Origin of the sequence: Pseudomonas sp. LjRoot277 (assembly GCF_964253845.1) — a bacterium.
Lineage (GTDB): Bacteria > Pseudomonadota > Gammaproteobacteria > Pseudomonadales > Pseudomonadaceae > Aquipseudomonas.
On record NZ_CAXURI020000001.1, the window covers coordinates 5,404,885 to 5,421,570 of the forward strand.

The 16,686-nt window shown below is 58.3% G+C and carries 17 protein-coding genes; 5 read left to right on the forward strand and 12 right to left on the reverse strand.

All coding sequences use genetic code 11. The features are described from left to right. Nucleotides 1–20 precede the first annotated feature (20 nt). The 5 genes from ruvC to ACSQ87_RS25395 all read right to left on the reverse strand — a co-directional run bounded on the left by ruvC (nt 21) and on the right by ACSQ87_RS25395 (nt 4,168). Entirely contained in the window at nt 21–545 is a 525-nt protein-coding gene (gene ruvC, locus ACSQ87_RS25375; RefSeq protein WP_008147379.1) for a crossover junction endodeoxyribonuclease RuvC, read from the reverse strand. Nucleotides 546–703: 158 nt separating this feature from the next. Beyond that, on the reverse strand, nt 704–1,450 hold the full coding sequence (locus ACSQ87_RS25380) for a YebC/PmpR family DNA-binding transcriptional regulator (RefSeq protein ID WP_056741401.1): 747 nt from the start codon (nt 1,448–1,450) through the stop codon (nt 704–706). A 123-nt stretch (nt 1,451–1,573) separates the two neighbouring features. Then, nucleotides 1,574–3,349: an aspartate--tRNA ligase gene (gene aspS, locus ACSQ87_RS25385; RefSeq protein ID WP_223430313.1), complete on the reverse strand. Its 1,776-nt coding sequence runs from the start codon at nt 3,347–3,349 to the stop codon at nt 1,574–1,576. Nucleotides 3,350–3,471: 122 nt separating this feature from the next. Beyond that, nucleotides 3,472–3,693 (reverse strand): FmdB family zinc ribbon protein, encoded by a 222-nt coding sequence (locus ACSQ87_RS25390; RefSeq protein ID WP_010457489.1) that lies wholly within the window; start codon nt 3,691–3,693, stop codon nt 3,472–3,474. A 136-nt stretch (nt 3,694–3,829) separates the two neighbouring features. Beyond that, a complete protein-coding gene (locus ACSQ87_RS25395) occupies nt 3,830–4,168 on the reverse strand; it encodes a ribbon-helix-helix domain-containing protein (RefSeq protein ID WP_150658533.1) in 339 nt (112 codons plus the stop codon). A 514-nt stretch (nt 4,169–4,682) separates the two neighbouring features. Here ACSQ87_RS25395 and ACSQ87_RS25400 point away from each other — a divergent pair. Further along, the gene (locus tag ACSQ87_RS25400; RefSeq protein ID WP_056741398.1) at nt 4,683–5,285 is read left to right on the forward strand and encodes a cold-shock protein; all 603 of its coding nucleotides are present in this window, start codon (nt 4,683–4,685) and stop codon (nt 5,283–5,285) included. 70 nt (nt 5,286–5,355) lie between these two features. On the opposite strand, the gene ACSQ87_RS25405 is transcribed toward ACSQ87_RS25400, so the two are convergent. Both ACSQ87_RS25405 and ACSQ87_RS25410 read right to left on the reverse strand, forming a co-directional pair. Continuing rightward, nucleotides 5,356–5,562 (reverse strand): SlyX family protein, encoded by a 207-nt coding sequence (locus ACSQ87_RS25405; protein WP_056741397.1) that lies wholly within the window; start codon nt 5,560–5,562, stop codon nt 5,356–5,358. A gap of 3 nt (nt 5,563–5,565) precedes the next feature. Further along, on the reverse strand, nt 5,566–5,991 hold the full coding sequence (locus ACSQ87_RS25410) for an HIT domain-containing protein (protein ID WP_150658534.1): 426 nt from the start codon (nt 5,989–5,991) through the stop codon (nt 5,566–5,568). Nucleotides 5,992–6,906: 915 nt separating this feature from the next. On the opposite strand from ACSQ87_RS25410, the gene ACSQ87_RS25415 reads away from it, so the two are divergent. Further along, the gene (locus ACSQ87_RS25415; RefSeq protein WP_150658535.1) at nt 6,907–8,235 is read left to right on the forward strand and encodes an OprD family porin; all 1,329 of its coding nucleotides are present in this window, start codon (nt 6,907–6,909) and stop codon (nt 8,233–8,235) included. 142 nt (nt 8,236–8,377) lie between these two features. Here the strand turns inward: ACSQ87_RS25415 and ACSQ87_RS25420 are convergent, their stop codons facing one another. After that, nucleotides 8,378–9,220, reverse strand: coding sequence for a mechanosensitive ion channel family protein (locus tag ACSQ87_RS25420; protein ID WP_223430312.1), 843 nt, complete (start codon nt 9,218–9,220; stop codon nt 8,378–8,380). A 98-nt stretch (nt 9,221–9,318) separates the two neighbouring features. Continuing rightward, complete coding sequence (locus ACSQ87_RS25425; RefSeq protein ID WP_007906601.1) at nt 9,319–9,804, reverse strand: YajQ family cyclic di-GMP-binding protein; 486 nt, start codon at nt 9,802–9,804, stop codon at nt 9,319–9,321. A gap of 141 nt (nt 9,805–9,945) precedes the next feature. On the opposite strand from ACSQ87_RS25425, the gene ACSQ87_RS25430 reads away from it, so the two are divergent. The 3 genes from ACSQ87_RS25430 to ACSQ87_RS25440 are packed head-to-tail and all read left to right on the forward strand — an operon-like array spanning nt 9,946 to nt 13,529. Beyond that, nucleotides 9,946–10,863: a putative 2-dehydropantoate 2-reductase gene (locus ACSQ87_RS25430; RefSeq protein ID WP_436274623.1), complete on the forward strand. Its 918-nt coding sequence runs from the start codon at nt 9,946–9,948 to the stop codon at nt 10,861–10,863. A gap of 45 nt (nt 10,864–10,908) precedes the next feature. Beyond that, nucleotides 10,909–12,945, forward strand: coding sequence for a sensor histidine kinase (locus ACSQ87_RS25435; RefSeq protein WP_436274624.1), 2,037 nt, complete (start codon nt 10,909–10,911; stop codon nt 12,943–12,945). A 2-nt stretch (nt 12,946–12,947) separates the two neighbouring features. Continuing rightward, entirely contained in the window at nt 12,948–13,529 is a 582-nt protein-coding gene (locus ACSQ87_RS25440) for a cob(I)yrinic acid a,c-diamide adenosyltransferase (RefSeq protein ID WP_436274625.1), read from the forward strand. A gap of 127 nt (nt 13,530–13,656) precedes the next feature. On the opposite strand, the gene ACSQ87_RS25445 is transcribed toward ACSQ87_RS25440, so the two are convergent. The 3 genes from ACSQ87_RS25445 to argJ form a co-directional block, all read right to left on the reverse strand. After that, on the reverse strand, nt 13,657–14,601 hold the full coding sequence (locus tag ACSQ87_RS25445) for a Nudix family hydrolase (protein WP_436274626.1): 945 nt from the start codon (nt 14,599–14,601) through the stop codon (nt 13,657–13,659). Then, a complete protein-coding gene (locus tag ACSQ87_RS25450) occupies nt 14,598–15,230 on the reverse strand; it encodes a glutathione S-transferase family protein (RefSeq protein WP_223430308.1) in 633 nt (210 codons plus the stop codon). The genes ACSQ87_RS25445 and ACSQ87_RS25450 overlap by 4 nt, the downstream gene beginning before the upstream one ends. 181 nt (nt 15,231–15,411) lie before the next feature. Continuing rightward, nucleotides 15,412–16,629 carry a bifunctional glutamate N-acetyltransferase/amino-acid acetyltransferase ArgJ gene (gene argJ / locus ACSQ87_RS25455; RefSeq protein ID WP_095132706.1) on the reverse strand — a complete coding sequence of 406 codons (1,218 nt, stop codon included), beginning with the start codon at nt 16,627–16,629 and terminating at the stop codon, nt 15,412–15,414. Nucleotides 16,630–16,686 lie beyond the last annotated feature (57 nt).

A 16,686-nucleotide genomic window follows, 5' to 3' on the forward strand; every position in this document is an offset into this window, starting at 1 on the left:
AAAAATGATTGCTGATGCTATCAGAGACGCAGGCGCCCGCCACGACTGCGTGCCGTACCCAAGCCATGGGGTAACAGGCTGGAACGGGTGTGAGCATGGCAAATGGCAATGGCCAGGGCGTCCGAGGCATCAATTTGCGGTTTGCTGGTCAGTTTCAACATGTGCATGACCATCATTTGCACCTGTTCTTTATTCGCCGCGCCGGTCCCGGTCACCGCCTGCTTGACCTGGGTCGCGGTGTACTCAGCGATTTCCAGGCTTTCTTCAGCGCCGGCGACGATGGCTGCGCCGCGGGCCTGGCCAAGTTTCAGCGCAGAATCGGCGTTGCGCGCCATGAAGACCTTTTCGATGCCCATGGTCACCGGGCCGTAGGTCTGGATGACTTCGCGCACGCCACGATAGACGATTTGCAGACGTTCATGCAGCTCGCCGGAACCTGTGCGAATGCAGCCCGACGCCACATACACGCAACCACGCCCGGTATCACGCACCACGCCATAACCGGTAATGCGCGAACCGGGGTCGATACCAAGAATTAAAGTCATAACGCCTGCGGATCAAGTAAAAGCACGATATTCAATACAACGAATAACAAATGTGGGAGCGGGCTTGCTCGCGAATACGGTTTCACATTCAGCAACTATGTTGCCTAAAAATCCGCATTCGCGAGCAAGCCCGCTCCCACATTGAATATTAGTTGCCCTTAACCGAGCTGTGCGGCCACCGACTCTGGAATGTCGGCGTTGGAATAGACGTTCTGCACGTCATCCAGGTCTTCAAGCATGTCGATCAGCTTGAGAACCTTCTCGGCGCCTTCCAGATCCAGTTCGGCACTGGTCGTCGGCAGCATCACGATTTCCGCGTCATCACCTTTGAAACCGGCCGCTTCCAGCGCGTTACGCACCGAGTAGAAACCGGCGAACGAGGTGAATACGTCGATGGAGCCGTCTTCGTGGGTCACCACGTCATCGGCATCGGCCTCCATCGCCGCTTCCATCAGCGCATCTTCATCGACGCCCGGTGCGAAGGAAATCTGCCCCTTGCGCTCGAACAGATAGGCCACCGAACCGTCTGTACCGAGGTTGCCGCCGCACTTGCTGAACGCGTGGCGAACAGCGGCGGCGGTGCGATTGCGGTTGTCGGTCATGCACTCGACCATCACCGCCACGCCGCCCGGGCCGTAGCCTTCGTAGCTCAGCTCGACCATGTCGTCGGTATCGGCAGCACCGGCGCCGCGGGCGACTGCGCGATCAATAATGTCGCGGCTCATGTTCGCACCGAGGGCCTTGTCCAGCGCCAGACGCAAACGCGGGTTGGAACCCGGATCACCACCGCCCTGACGGGCAGCAACGGTCAGTTCACGAATCCACTTGGTGAAAATCTTGCCCTTCTTGGCATCCTGACGTTCTTTGCGGTGCTTGATGTTCGCCCACTTGGAATGACCCGCCATATCTCGCTCCGAATTCTCTTTGAAACATTGCCCGCCACGCCATGACGCGCCAGCCGGCAAATAAAAATCTCGACCACTCTATAAAGAAAGGGCGCATCCGAAGATGCGCCCTTCTGGTCAGCCTTACTCAGCTTTAGGCGTTTCGCGCAGACGAATGTGCAGTTCGCGCAATGCCTTGGCATCTACCACACCCGGCGCCTGAGTCATGACGCAAGCGGCGCTCTGGGTTTTCGGGAAGGCGATCACTTCACGGATCGACTGGGCACCGGTCATCAGCATCACCAGACGGTCCAGACCGAAGGCCAGGCCACCGTGCGGCGGCGCGCCGTATTTCAGGGCGTCGAGCAGGAAGCCGAATTTCTCTTCCTGTTCCGCCTCACTGATACCCAGCAGACGGAACACCGACTGTTGCATTTCCTTGCGGTGGATACGGATCGAACCGCCACCCAGCTCAGTGCCGTTCAGTACCATGTCGTAGGCACGGGACAGAGCAGTCGCCGGGTTGGCTTCCAGTTCTTGCGGGGTGCACTTCGGCGCGGTGAACGGGTGGTGCAAGGCGGTGAAGCTGCCGTCGTCGTTCTCTTCGAACATCGGGAAGTCGACAACCCACATCGGTGCCCACTCGCAGGTCAGCAGGTTCAGATCGTTACCGACCTTGATCCGCAGCGCGCCCAGGGCTTCGCTGACGATCTTGGCTTTGTCGGCACCGAAGAACACGAGGTCGCCGTCAACCGCGCCAACGCGATCAAGGATCACATTGAGGTTGGCTTCAGGGATGTTCTTGACGATCGGCGATTGCAGACCTTCAACGCCTTTGGCGCGCTCGTTGACCTTGATGTACGCCAGGCCCTTGGCACCGTAGATGCCGACGAACTTGGTGTAGTCGTCGATCTGCTTGCGCGGCATGCTTGCCGCGCCTGGAACGCGCAGAGCGGCAACGCGGCATTTCGGGTCGTTGGCAGGGCCACTGAACACCTTGAAGTCGACTTCTTTCAGTTGATCGGCAACGTCAACCAGTTCCAGCGGGTTACGCAGGTCCGGCTTGTCGGAACCGTAACGACGCATGGCCTCTTCGAAGGTCATGTGCGGGAAGTCGCCGAATTCCAGATCCAGCACTTCCTTGAACAGGTTGCGGATCATTTGTTCGGTGATGCCCATGATCTCTTTTTCATCGAGGAAGCTGGTCTCGATGTCGATCTGGGTGAATTCCGGCTGACGGTCGGCGCGCAGATCTTCGTCGCGGAAGCACTTGGCGATCTGGTAGTAACGGTCGAAGCCGGCGACCATCAGCAGCTGCTTGAACAGTTGTGGCGATTGCGGCAAGGCGAAGAAGCTACCTGCGTGAGTACGGCTCGGCACCAGGTAGTCGCGAGCGCCTTCTGGCGTGGCGCGGGTCAGAATCGGCGTCTCGACATCGAGGAAGCCGTTCTCGTCCAGGAAGCGACGGATGCTGGTGGTCATGCGCGAACGCAGACGCAGCTTCTCGAGCATTTCCGGACGACGCAGGTCGATGAAGCGATAACGCAGGCGGGTTTCTTCGCCGACGTCGGAGAACTCGTTGAGCGGGAACGGCGGGGTTTCCGCTTCGTTCAATACTTCCAGCTCGTAGCCCAGCACTTCGATCATGCCCGACGCCATGTTGGCGTTGCCGGCACCGGCCGGACGCAGGCGAACCTTGCCGGTGACCTTGACCACGTACTCGCTGCGCACACGATCGGCGGCGGCGAAGGTTTCAGCGCGGTCCGGGTCGAACACCACCTGGGCCAGACCGTCACGATCACGGATATCGAGGAAAATCACCCCACCGTGGTCACGGCGACGGTGAACCCATCCGCAAAGGGTAATTTCCTGGCCTTCCAGGCTTTCGTTCAGTTGGCCGCAATAATGGCTGCGCATCATGGTAGTGGTTTCGCTTCTCGTAATTCGAAATTCGGTTGGAGACCTTGCTCATATCCTGCCCTTGTGAAAGGCGCCAGATGATGCAAGAGCTCGCACGTGTCGTTCAACTCAGGTTCAAGACCCTAGTCAGCTTTGTCGCCGCCGGCCAGATTCTTCTTGGAACCGGTCTTGAAATCGGTTTCGTACCAGCCGGTGCCGCTAAGGCGGAAGCCCGGCATGGACAGCATCTTCTTAAGCTCTGGCGCCTGGCAGGCAGGGCAGTCGACCAGCGGTGCTGCGCTGATCTTTTGAATGGCTTCCAACTGATGACCACAGGAAGCACATTGATAGTCGTACATCGGCATGGGGGTTGTCTCGGCGATCAGATTGCTACCGCACACGCTGGGTTTTGCGGCAAAGAGCGGGATTATATCCATTAAATGCAGCCTGTGCAGCCGTAAGACTGCACAGACCGACACTCTACCCATTCCACCCCTGTGGCTAAGGCATGGCGACGCAGCCGCCTTCCTTCAGGCTGTGCACGACGCACACAACCCGCACCAGCCCGGTGAAGTTCTTGACCCCGCCGTGACGTAAATGCACCTCGCGGTCCACATGGGACAACAGCGCACTGACCGTACAGCAGTTGACCTTGGCCATGTCACCCAAAATATCCCAATAGACCTGCTCAAGCCGCAAACAGGTTGCAAAACCATTCAACCGCACTGATCGGGATAAAGGCTGGGCCAGGCCCATATCAAATTCACTGACAAATGGATCGATCCTTATCTCCTTGACCGGACCGCCACCCCCCTCGCTTCGCCTGTCTTCGTAATCCATATCGTTGACACTCCTTTGCCATCCTTGCTTTTTTATATGAGCAACAAGCTGTTTCTCTATAAAAGCGCAGGCGCAAAGTTATATCCAGATGACTTTATGACCATCAACGTAGGATAAGCCAACAACTGAAGGGCGATCATGGAGACCGTCCTACTCCAGATAATTTCCTACACGCCTGGGCGTAATATCATTCGACAGAAAGACATTTAAAGTCACGAGAAGACAGGGCGCGCAGCATCCACGCGGTTTTCTCGTGGACTTGCATACGCTGGGTCAGGCAGCCCGGAATTCTCCAGCTACCTGCGACAAATCGACCCTCACAGCACCGCTGGACTGCCTGATTTGAGTAGCCGCAGGCTTTGCTGTTAAATAGGCAGTGTGTCGCTACCGCCTATTTTCCGGGGGCTGCGCATAGGCTGGTACCGGGTACGTGTCCAACGCCTCTTATTGTTCTGAAGCGAACCGTGCTCAATCAGCTCTTCCTTGTGATCCGTCTTAACGTGAGTTACTCAAAATGTTGAAAATTGTCCACCTGCTAATGGGCGCAGCAGCCTTGCTGTTGTCCTTCATCCCTAGCCTGCGATCCGAAGCCGTACCTTACCTGCAACAACCTGATGCGCTGTACCTGGCCTTTTTCGGCCTGCTCAACCTCACCCTCGCTCCTGTTATCCCTTACTGGAACAAAGGCCCGCGTCATCAACTGCAAAACCTGGTCAGCGCCCTGCTGGTTCTGGCCGTCGTCCTGCAAACCCTGACGCTGATCGCGCCGATGCCTGTCATTGCCGGTCAACCTGCTGTTCTGTTCAGCCTGGTCGCTGCCCTGATTGCCGTTTTTCTGCACCTGGCCATCAGTTTCTACAAATCTTCACCGGCCGCCGCCTCGCCAAGCTATGACATGAGCAACCGCGATACCGGTACCGTAAAGTGGTTCAACACCTCTAAAGGCTTCGGCTTTATTTCCCGTGATTCCGGCGATGATATTTTCGTGCATTTCCGGGCCATTCGTGGCGAAGGTCATCGTGTTCTGGTCGAAGGCCAGCGTGTTGAGTTCTCTGTCATGAACCGTGACAAGGGCCTGCAAGCCGAAGATGTGATCGCCGCTCTGCCGCGTCGCTGATTCAAGGCTAAAAAAAACCGCGAACAGCCTGGCTGTTCGCGGTTTTTTGTTGCCCGTCTGCTGGTCACACTCAGTAGTGCGGCGGTGGCGCTTCTTCTTCAAACGTCTCGAATTGACCGGCCATTTCTTCTTGCCGCTTGAGCAATGCCGCCATTTGCAGTTGCAGGCGCTCAACCGCACGCTGCTGCGTCGCCAGCACATCACTCAATGCCTGGATTGTGTCATCCTGAAACGCCAGCTGGCTCTCCAGATCGGTAACGCGATCTTCCAGGCTCATGATTCAACCCTCCAGAAACGTAAAATCATCAGTCAATACCAGGCGCAACCGTTCGCGAATCAACGCGATCTGCTCTGAGTTATAAGGCTTGGCCGGGTGTTTACCCCAGACTGGCGCCGGCCAGGCGGCGTCCTCACGCTTGCGCACAATCACATGCATGTGCAACTGACTGACGACGTTACCCAGGGCCGCGACATTCAACTTGTCCGCGTCGAACGAGTCCTTGAGCATTTCCGCCAGTGCGGTCGTTTCCTGCCACAGCTGCTGTTGATCTGCGACATCCAACTGAAATATCTCACTGATATCGTCGCGACGTGGCACCAGAATGAACCAGGGGTAGTTCGAATCATTGGACAGCAGCAGCCGGCACAATGGGAAATCCCCGATCGGTAACGTGTCTTGTTGAAGTCGTGGATCTAAAGCGAACACTGCGCGCACTCCCGCCTGGTTATCATTTTCAGCTTAGCGTCCCTCCCGAGAGACGGCGCACCAAGCGACAGGACGGCAGCATACCTGCGAACGCCGCTGGCTTCACGACGAACCATTGTCGAAGCCACCCTGAGAAAACACAAACGACCGGTCGCGCGCCCCGACATGAGTCATTTTCGCGCAGGACGCACCATTACAGAACCGACGCCCACGCAAAAAGTACCGAACTGACTGATAAACAACGACGCGTTCGAATTTGGCAAACGGCCGCACTGTATGAATTCAGTACAGCGATTAAATTTTTTTGCACCAAAACCGCACAGTGCGTCTACGCTGAGTCGGTCAGGTATCCGCCATTTACTCACTGGCGGGGTGAACCGGTAACGTTTTGGGTTGTCACGCAGTCGACCACGAGGGTACAACACGATGCAAACCATGGCGTCAAGCCCGAACAAAACGTGCTTGAACACCCCGGTTTTATGAGGTTTTTACAGTGACAGGCAGGCTTTCAGAAAAAAAAACAGCAGGATTCTGATTTGTGCACGCTTGTTGCATTCACACCCACATCGCCTCTAAAGCGTCCGCTGGAAGTGGACGCCTTAAGGCAAATAAAAACAGTGGCAGGGTTGCCCGATGGAGATTCAAGCGTTTCACCAGGGACTCTTTTTACCGATGCTCAGGCCTTGGAAAACAACGTTAAAAGTTGTCAGTCCGCTTGCGTCGAGGCTGTAAATTTGCGACATCTACCAAGCCGTTTGCGACAGGGTCGTAAAGAAGCTGAAACGTTAGATGCGCAAGTATCGCCAACATGGTCGGCGTGATATAAGTTTGCGCCGACACAAAAAGAAAGAGCCGCCCAGATAATAAATCAGGTGGGACGGCAGTACTCTTCTAAAACCAAAGGAGCAAATCACGATGCGCGTGATGAAGTGGAGCATGATCGCACTGGCAGTTGCAGCAGCAGCCAGTACTCAGTTGGCAGTAGCCGCACCTTTCGTAAGCGACCAGGCAGAAGCCAAAGGTTTTGTTGAAGACAGCAAGCTCGACTTGCTGGTTCGCAACTACTACTACAACCGTAACAAGACCGACGGCGCAACCGACGACAAAGACTGGACCCAGGGCATTCAGGGCATGTTCAGCTCTGGCTACACCCAAGGTCTGATCGGTGTTGGCGTTGAAGCTTGGGGCCAACTGGCCATTAAGCTGGACGGTTCCGACAAATATGCAGGCACCGGTAACATGTCGGTGGACTCTGATGGCGAAGTCAACAACAGCCAGGGCAAAGCCGGCGCTGCCGCCAAGTTCCGCATCTCCAAGACCGAGCTGAAAGTCGGCGACATGCAGCCAAGCACCTCTCCGGTGTTCGCTGTTGGCGGTTCCCGTATCCTTCACCAAACTGCCAGCGGTATCCAACTGCAGAGCAGCGAAGTCAAAGACCTTGACCTCGAAGGCGGCCACTTCTACTCGGCGACCAGCCAGGACAGCAACGCCCGTGACGGCGACCTGTGGGCTACTTACGCTGGCGTGAAAGCCAACTCCATCGACTACTTCGGCGGCAAATATGGCGTTACCGACAACCTGAGCTTCTCGCTCTACGGTGCCAAGCTTGAAGACGTCTGGAACCAGTACTACGCCAACGCGAACTACACCCTCCCACTGGGTGGCGATCAGTCGCTGAACTTCGACGGCAACTACTACAACACCAAGGACACCGGTAACGCTAAAGCAGGCGAAATCAGCAACAACGCCTACTCCCTGGCTGCTGCTTTCTCGTTCCTGAAAGCGCATACCCTGACCCTGGGCTTCCAGAAAGTGAACGGCGATACCCCGTTCGACTACATCGGTGTGGGTAAAAACAACCGCGGTGGCGACTCGATCTTCCTCGCCAACTCCATCCAGTACTCTGACTTCAACGCCCCTGGCGAGAAGTCGGTACAAGCCCGTTACGACCTGAAAATGGCCGAATACGGCGTACCTGGTCTGAGCTTCATGACCCGTTACGTGAAAGGTTGGGACATCGACGGCACCAACACTCCAGCAGGCAGCGCTTACGCTGGTCTGTACGGTGCAGACGGCAAACACCACGAAACCAACGTGGAAGTTAAATACGTCGTTCAATCCGGCCCGGCTAAAGATCTGTCGTTCCGCATCCGTCAAGCATGGCACTCCGCCAATGCTGACGAAGGCGAAGGCGATATCTCTGAGTTCCGCCTGATCACCGACTACCCGCTCAACATTCTGTAATTGCAGAAAGTTAGTTCGCGGTAATCAAAAAAAGGCCCATCTTCGGATGGGCCTTTTTTCGTTGGCTACAAACAATGCGTTAAAACGATCAAATCCGTGAGGAACTTGCCTGACCAAAGAGTCAGACATGATCAAAAAACAATCACTGCACCGCAGACTCCTGAACCACACGAATCATCCGCTGTGGCAACGGAACATCAACACCGGCAGTTTTCAAACGATCACGGGACTGTTCGTTAAACATGAACATTACGTCCCAATAATCCGCAGTCTTTACCCAGACCCGAAGCGAAAGCGTGATTGAACTGTCACCCAGAGTAGAAACCACTGCTTGAGGTACCGGATCGGCCAATACGCGTGGATCTTTGGCCAGTTCCAACAACACTTCACGGGCCTTCTGCAAGTCCGCTTCGTAATCCACACCCACGTCGAACACTACTTTGCGCGTCGGTTGACGGTTAGTGTTGGTGATGATGCCGTTCGACAGGTTGCCGTTCGGCACGATGATGGTTTTGTTATCGCCGGTGCGCAGGACGGTGTGGAAGATCTGAATACTGTCGACAGTGCCGGCAACACCTTGAGCTTCGATCCAGTCACCAATGCGGAACGGGCGGAACAACAGAATCAGCACACCACCCGCGAAGTTCGCCAGGCTGCCCTGCAAGGCCAGGCCGATGGCCAGACCTGCCGCACCGATGGCCGCGACGAACGAAGTAGTTTCCACCCCGATCATCGATGCCACGCTGACGATCAGCAGAACCTTGAGAATGATGTTTGCCAGGCTACTGATGAACCCTTGCAGCGCGAGGTCGGCGTTACGCAGCGCCAGCAGGCCGCCGAGCTTTTGCGCCACCTTGTTGATCAGCCACCAGCCGATGGCCAGGGTGATCACCGCCAGCAGCACGCGGCTGCCGTATTCCATGATCATCGGAATCCAGGCTTGAGACGCCTTGACCAGGTTGTCCACTTCAGTATTCAAATCCATCTACATTCTCCTGGGTTAAGCACAATCCGGGTGGGAGCGAGACCGGCTCGCCGGCGAAGAGGGCCGGTCTCGCTCCCACAAGGTTCCCGCCTGAAAGGTCAGTCGCGGAAGTTGTTGAACTGCAGCGGCATATCGAAAGTCTTGGCGCGCAGGGCCGCGATGGCTTCCTGCAAGTCATCACGCTTCTTGCCGGTAATGCGCACCTGCTCACCCTGAATGGCAGCCTGAACCTTGAGCTTGGCGTCTTTGACATGAGCGACGATTTTCTTCGCCAGCTCTTTGTCGATGCCTTCCTTGAGGACCGCTTCCTGCTTCATCAGCTTGCCCGACGCATAGGCATCCTTGACTTCAAGGCACTGCACGTCGATTTTGCGCTTGACCAGGGCCAGCTTGAGGATCTCAATCATCGCTTCGAGCTGGAAATCGGCTTCAGCGGTCAGGTTGACGGTCAGGTCCTTTTCCTTGAACTCGAAGGTGCCTTTGCCTTTCAGGTCATAACGACGATCGAGTTCCTTGACGGCGTTCTCGACCGCGTTGGTGACTTCGTGTTTGTCCAGTTCGGATACCACGTCGAACGACGGCATGTAATCTCTCCAATAAAAGGGCATGCTCGATCACGATGGAGCACGCCTGGCTTGCGGTTAAAATCCGCGCTGATTATAACGGGTCTTTCCCATCATTCACTGCGAGCCTCCCATGCGCGCGATAAACAGAGCAAAAAGCTGATGTCCACCACCTGGCATGTTCTGGGCGCCGGCAGCCTTGGCACCTTATGGGCCACTCGACTGGCGCGGGCCGGCGTGCCGGTCAAGCTGATCGTGCGGGACGCTGCACGCTTAGAGGCGTATGAGGCGGCGGGTGGGTTAACGCTGGTCGAACACGGTAAAGCGCAGTGCTATCCGGTGCCCGCCGAGACACCCGACAGCGGTGAACCAATCAACCGCCTATTGGTGGCCTGCAAAGCCTACGATGCCGAGAAAGCCGTGGCCCAACTGGCACCGCGCCTGGCCCCCGACGCCGAGCTGATCCTGTTGCAGAACGGTCTTGGCAGCCAGGACGCCGTCGCCACGCAGGTGCCGCAGGCTCGCTGCATTTGTGCGTCGAGCACCGAAGGTGCCTTTCGCGATGGCGACTGGCGCGTGGTGTTCGCTGGCCACGGTTACACCTGGCTGGGGGATGCCGGGCATCCCGTGGCGCCGATCTGGCTGGATGACGTGAGCGCCGCCGGTATTCCCCACGAGTGGAGTACCGACATTCTGACCCGGCTGTGGCGAAAACTGGCGCTCAACTGTGCGATCAATCCGCTGACCGTGCTGCACGATTGCCGTAATGGCGGTTTACAGGAACACCACTGCGAAGTCGCCACCCTTTGCGTCGAATTGACCGAGTTGCTTGAGCGGTGCGGTCAGCCAGCAGCGGCCGAGGACCTTCAACAGGAAGTCGAACGGGTGATTCACGCGACCGCCGCCAACTACTCTTCGATGTACCAGGACGTCGCGAACCAGCGCCGAACCGAAATCAGCTATCTATTGGGTCATGCCTGCAAAGTCGCCGCGAGGCATCAGTTGAACCTGCCGCACCTCAATCAACTTGAGCAAAGGTTGATCACCCATCTGCACAGCCTTGGATTGCCCAGCGACTGAGCAGCGGCTACGCTGGCCACTTGTTCCTTTTCAGCGATGAACCTGATGCCATTGCGCCAGCGCCTTGAAAACCTTCCGGTCGGCCAGAAATTGCTGGCCGCCCTGCTGGTGCTGTTGACCACCGTCCTGCTGGTCGCCAACCTGACCTTTATCAGCGCCGCGTACTATATCTCCCAGGAAAGCATGGCACCTCAGGCCTTGCAGACCATCGGCCGCCTGGTGTCCAACCCCAGCCTGGTGTCCGAAGCCTTGCAGTCACCGCAAAGCGCCGAACGTCTGCTCAATGAACTCAACAGCTATTCACCGCTGCGCGCGGCGGCCCTTTATAACGGCAAGGGCGAGCGTCTGGCGCAGTTGCAGCATGGCGAAAATCTGAGCCTGCCGGAACGCTACCGGCACATCGAATCCTGGCAAGCCACCGAGTTTCGCAGCAATCAAGTGATCACCCTGCCCCGCCCCGGCACTGCGCCCGGCCACCTGTTACTGGTCGCCAGCAGCGAACTGCCGATGGCGTTCTACACCGGCACCCTCACCGCCAGCCTCGGGATTCTGATCTTCAGTGTGCTGTTGTGGCTGGTGATCGCCCGACAGATCAAACGCCTGATTACCCGGCCGATCCATCAGCTCGAAGAGTTGTCCCGGCAAGTGACCCGGGAAGAGAACTACGCCCTGCGCGCCTCCCGCGGTAACCATGACGAAATCGGCAGCCTCGCTGAGGCGTTCAACACCATGCTCTCGCGGATCGAGGCCCGTGAGCAGCAACTCAAACGGGCACGAGATGATTCCCAGGCCGCGTACGACCAGGCCCAGGGCCTGGCCGAAGAAACCCGTCATACCAATCGCAAACTGGAACTCGAAGTTCAGGTGCGCAGCAAGATCGAGAAGAAGCTCACCGGCTTCCAGAACTACCTCAACAGCATTATCGACTCCATGCCCTCGGCCCTTATCGCCCTTGATGAACAGCTCTACGTGACGCAGTGGAATCAGGAGGCCAGCGCCCTGTCTGGCACACGCCTCGACGAAGCCTTGAACCAGCCGATCTTCCTTGCCTTCGAACCGCTCAAACCGTTTCTGCCGCAACTCAAGCAAACCGTCGAGCAGCACACAGTGGCCAAGATCGAGCGTGTCACCTGGTTCAAGGACGAAGAAGCCAAGCACTACGCCCTGACCTTTTACCCGCTGATGGGCGGTGCCGGGCGTGGCGTGGTGATCCGGATCGACGACATCACCCAGCGCCTGTCGCTGGAGGAAATGATGGTGCAGTCGGAAAAAATGCTCTCGGTCGGTGGCCTCGCCGCCGGCATGGCCCACGAGATCAACAACCCGTTAGGCGCGATCCTGCACAACGTGCAGAACATTCGCCGACGCCTTTCGCCTGATCTGCCGAAGAATCTCGAACAAGCCGAGCAAACCGGGATCGCGCTGGATACGGTCAACAAATACCTGCAAGCGCGCGAAGTGCCGCAGTTGCTCGACGGCATACAACAGGCTGGCGCCCGGGCGGCAAAGATTGTCACGCACATGCTCAGTTTCAGTCGCCGCAGTACCCGGCAAATGGCCCCGTGCGACCTGCCCGCGCTGATCGATCAGGCAGTCGAAATCGCCGGCAACGACTTCGACCTGGCGATCGGTTTCGACTTCAAGGGCCAGGCGATCATTCGCCAGTTCGATCCAGCGTTGGGCCCGGTGCCCGGGACCGCGAACGAACTGGAGCAAGTGCTGCTCAATCTGCTGAAAAACGCCGCTCAGGCGATTCACCAACGTGAAGACGACCGCGAGCCGGGACGGATCATTCTGCGCACCAAACTGAATCCGCCCTGGGCGGAAATCCAGGTGGAGGACAACGGCATCGGCATGAGCGAGAGCGTGCGCAAACGCACCTTCGAGCCGTTCTTCACCACCAAGGAAATCGGTCAGGGCACCGGCCTTGGCCTGTCGGTCTCGTATTTCATCATTACCAACAACCACAAGGGTCAGATGGAAGTGCAATCGACCCTGGGCCAAGGCACGTGTTTCACCTTGCGCCTGCCCTTGGCGGGCACCCCGCTCGTCTCTCAAGAACTCAATCAGCTATCGAGGTAACCATGGGCTTTCGCTTGTCGAAGATTTACACCCGCACCGGCGACAAAGGCGAAACCGGGCTGGGCGACGGCCGCCGCGTGCCCAAGGACCATCCGCGGATCGAAGCCATTGGCGAGGTCGATACGCTGAACAGTCAGGTGGGTGTGCTATTGGCCGGGTTGGCGGCGGAAAGTGGCGAGTATCCGGGGTTGAACGAAGTGATCGAGGTTTTGACGCCTTGCCAACATCGGTTGTTCGACTTGGGTGGCGAGTTGGCGATGCCGGTGTATCAGGCACTGAACTCGGCAGAAGTCGAACGGCTGGAAGCCGCGATCGATGTGTGGAATGAAGAGCTGGGGCCGCTGGAGAATTTCATTCTGCCGGGTGGCTCGGCGTTGATTGCCCAGGCCCATGTGTGCAGATGCCTGGCACGCAGTGCGGAGCGGCGCTGTCAGCAATTGAATGCCGTTGAACCGTTGGCCGGGGTTGGGTTGGCGTACATCAATCGGTTGTCGGACTTGTTGTTTGTAGTGGCGCGGTTAATTGCCAAGCGGCAGGGGATTGCCGAGATACTTTGGCAGCCGGCGACCAAACCAGAGGTTTAATCGGCGGCTGTCAGGCCGCTTTCGCGAGCAAGCCCGCTCCCACATTCGATCACGTTCCTTCTGGAAGAACTCGGTCAAATGTGGGAGCGGGCTTGCTCGCGAAGGGGCCAGCCGATTCACTGCAGCGTTATGCTTCAGGCCAAAACGCCCGGATCCCCGCCGCACCCTGCGCGCCTGCTTCCCAGGCTTTCTGAAGATCCGCCGGGCCAACACCACCGAGCAAGAACACGGGTTTGCTGAAACCTTCGATCAACACGCAAGCCTGCTCCCAACCCAGCGGCTGAGCCCCCGGATGAGTCAGGGTCGGCTGCACCGGTGACAGGGTCACAAAATCCACACCCATCTGCTCGGCCAACGCCAGCTCTTCAGCGTTATGGCAGGACGCCGCCAGCCAGCGCGACGCCGGTAACGGGCGGCCAGCCGCTGCGTGCTTGCGCAGTTGCGCGGAGGTGATGTGCCAACCGGCGGACGGGAAATCTCCCAGCCACTCGAACGGCCCCTTGATCATCAACTGCGCCTTGCCCGCACACAGCCCCGCCGCATCCACCGCCAGATCGCGGTACTTCGGATCGTAACCATTGGGTGCCCGCAACTGGATCAGCTTGATGCCGCCGGCAATGGCTTTCTGGATACCCCGCAGCAAGGCCGGGGTTTCCAGATCTTCCGGGGTAATCAGGTATTGCGCCGGTAACCGTGCAGCCGCAACGATCGGCTGGTTGGCCGCCGGAAACTCGTAGTTCAGCAGATCGCGAGGCGCGACCCATTCCAACGGCTGGCCTTCGGCGCCGTGCGGTTCGCCGGTAAAGGCCGACACTTCCCAAACGTCCAGCAACACTTGCTTGTCCGGGTAATCGTGCCGGACCTTGATCAGCGGGCGAGCCGCGTTGACCACGATGCCCAACTCTTCAAGGAGCTCGCGGGCCAGGGCGGTTTCGACGGATTCGTCGGCCTCGACCTTGCCACCGGGGAATTCCCACAGGCCACCCTGATGCTGGGTGTCGGCACGGCGGGCAATGAGGATTTTGCCACTGCCATCACGGATAACAGCAGCGGCTACGTGGACTCTTTTCACCGTTCTACTTCCTCCAGACCTGCCTTCTGCCACGCCTTGAAGGCTGGCCATTGGTAGATGGTTTCGACGTAGGCCGCGTCCGCTGCAGGCAGCCTCACCTGATAGGTGCGCAGGCGCACGGCGATCGGTGCGAAGAAGGCATCCGCCAGGGTCGCGCCGCCGAACAGGAACGGACCGGTTTCGGTGGCGGCAGCGCGGCACTCGGCCCACAACGCCAACATCCGCTCGATGTCGGCCTGGACGTCAGCCGGTGCTGGCGACAGCGCGGCGTCGTGGCTCAGGTCGAACGGCATGTTGCCGCGCATGGCGAAGAAACCGCTGTGCATCTGCGCGCAGGCCGAACGCGCCTGGGCGCGGGCGGCGGTGTCTTTGGGCCAGAGGCCGGCGTCGGGGAACTGCTCTGCCAGATACTCGGCAATCGCCAGCGAGTCGGCGATGGTGCCGTGTTCGGTTTTCAACAGCGGGACTTTGCCGGTCGGCGAGTGCTTGAGCAGACGCTCACGCGTATCCGGCTGGTTCAGCTTGATCAGTTCTTCGGTGTAAGGAACGCCGGCCAGGTCGAGAGCCAACGCGCCGCGCAGGGACCAGGAGGAAATCAGTTTGTCGCCGATGATCAGGTGCAAGCTCATGTTCGGGACCTTTTGATGAGGGATACAGGCCAGAATCTTTAGTGTCTGGAAGTCCGCTTTCGCGAGCAAGCCCGCTCCCACATTTGACCGAGTCCTTCCAGTAGAAATGCGATCAAATGTGGGAGCGGCGGTGCGACGATTCGACTTGCTCGCGAATGGAGCGACTCGGTCTAGCAGGTGGTTACGTGCGGTATTCGGCGTTGATTTTCACGTATTCGTGGGACAGGTCGGTGGTCCAGATGGTTTCGCTGCAATCACCGCGACCCAGCTCGATACGGATCGTAATTTCTTCCTGCTGCATCACGGCCGCGCCCTGAGCTTCGGTGTAGGTCGATGCGCGAGCGCCACGGCTGGCGATGCACACTTCACCGAGGAACACGTCGATCTTGCTCACGTCCAGATTCGGTACGCCGGCACGGCCGACGGCGGCCAGAATGCGGCCCCAGTTCGGGTCGGAGGCGAACAGTGCGGTCTTGATCAGCGGCGAGTGAGCCACGGTGTAACCGACGTCCAGGCACTCCTGGTGATTGCCGCCGCCGTTGACTTCAACGGTCACGAACTTGGTCGCGCCTTCGCCGTCACGAACGATGGCCTGGGCCACGTCCATGCACACTTCAAACACCGCTTGCTTCAACTTGGCGAACAACTCGCCTTCGGCGCGGGTGATTTCCGGCAGTGCTGCCTGACCTGTGGCGATCAGCATGCAGCAGTCGTTAGTCGAGGTGTCGCCGTCGATGGTGATGCGGTTGAACGACTTGTTGGCACCGTCCAGCAGCAGGTTTTGCAGCACGTCGCGGGAGACTTTGGCGTCGGTGGCGATGTAGCCGAGCATGGTCGCCATGTTCGGGCGGATCATGCCCGCGCCTTTGCTGATACCGGTGACGGTGATGGTCACGCCGTCATGCTGGAACTGGCGGCTGGCACCTTTGGGCAGGGTGTCGGTGGTCATGATGCCGGTGGCGGCAGCTTCCCAGTTGTTGACCGACAGGTCGTCGAGGGCGGCTTGCAGAGCCCCTTCGATTTTCTCGACCGGCAGCGGCTCGCCGATCACACCGGTGGAGTACGGCAGCACCAGGCTGGCGTCGACGCCGGTCAGCTCAGCCAGTTTGGCGCAGGTGCGCTCGGCGGCGGCAAGGCCTGGTTCGCCAGTGCCGGCGTTGGCATTGCCGGTATTGGTCAACAGGTAACGCACCGGACCTTGCACACGCTGCTTGGCCAGGATCACGGGAGCCGCGCAAAAAGCGTTCAGGGTGAACACGCCAGCGACCGTGGAGCCTTCGGCACAGCGCATGACCACAACATCCTTGCGCCCCGGGCGCTTGATGCCAGCCGAGGCGATACCGAGTTCAAAACCGGCAACCGGGTGCAACGTTGGCAAAGGACCAAGACCAACAGCCATGAATGCGCTCCTTAATAGATGATGTCAGCACCGTTTTCAGGAAGAACGGTGGTTTAA

Excerpts from the sequence above, each read along its gene's own strand:
- aspS (WP_223430313.1), bottom strand. The coding sequence starts at position 3,349 with ATGATGCGCAGCCATTATTGCGGCCAACTGAACGAAAGCCTGGAAGGC.
- ACSQ87_RS25395 (WP_150658533.1), bottom strand. The coding sequence starts at position 4,168 with ATGGATTACGAAGACAGGCGAAGCGAGGGGGGTGGCGGTCCGGTCAAG.
- ruvC (WP_008147379.1), bottom strand. The coding sequence starts at position 545 with ATGACTTTAATTCTTGGTATCGACCCCGGTTCGCGCATTACCGGTTAT.
- ACSQ87_RS25400 (WP_056741398.1), top strand. The coding sequence starts at position 4,683 with ATGTTGAAAATTGTCCACCTGCTAATGGGCGCAGCAGCCTTGCTGTTG.
- ACSQ87_RS25440 (WP_436274625.1), top strand. The coding sequence starts at position 12,948 with ATGGGCTTTCGCTTGTCGAAGATTTACACCCGCACCGGCGACAAAGGC.
- ACSQ87_RS25450 (WP_223430308.1), bottom strand. The coding sequence starts at position 15,230 with ATGAGCTTGCACCTGATCATCGGCGACAAACTGATTTCCTCCTGGTCC.
- argJ (WP_095132706.1), bottom strand. The coding sequence starts at position 16,629 with ATGGCTGTTGGTCTTGGTCCTTTGCCAACGTTGCACCCGGTTGCCGGT.
- ACSQ87_RS25390 (WP_010457489.1), bottom strand. The coding sequence starts at position 3,693 with ATGCCGATGTACGACTATCAATGTGCTTCCTGTGGTCATCAGTTGGAA.
- ACSQ87_RS25425 (WP_007906601.1), bottom strand. The coding sequence starts at position 9,804 with ATGCCGTCGTTCGACGTGGTATCCGAACTGGACAAACACGAAGTCACC.
- ACSQ87_RS25435 (WP_436274624.1), top strand. The coding sequence starts at position 10,909 with ATGCCATTGCGCCAGCGCCTTGAAAACCTTCCGGTCGGCCAGAAATTG.
- ACSQ87_RS25430 (WP_436274623.1), top strand. The coding sequence starts at position 9,946 with ATGTCCACCACCTGGCATGTTCTGGGCGCCGGCAGCCTTGGCACCTTA.
- ACSQ87_RS25405 (WP_056741397.1), bottom strand. The coding sequence starts at position 5,562 with ATGAGCCTGGAAGATCGCGTTACCGATCTGGAGAGCCAGCTGGCGTTT.
- ACSQ87_RS25380 (WP_056741401.1), bottom strand. The coding sequence starts at position 1,450 with ATGGCGGGTCATTCCAAGTGGGCGAACATCAAGCACCGCAAAGAACGT.
- ACSQ87_RS25415 (WP_150658535.1), top strand. The coding sequence starts at position 6,907 with ATGCGCGTGATGAAGTGGAGCATGATCGCACTGGCAGTTGCAGCAGCA.
- ACSQ87_RS25420 (WP_223430312.1), bottom strand. The coding sequence starts at position 9,220 with ATGGATTTGAATACTGAAGTGGACAACCTGGTCAAGGCGTCTCAAGCC.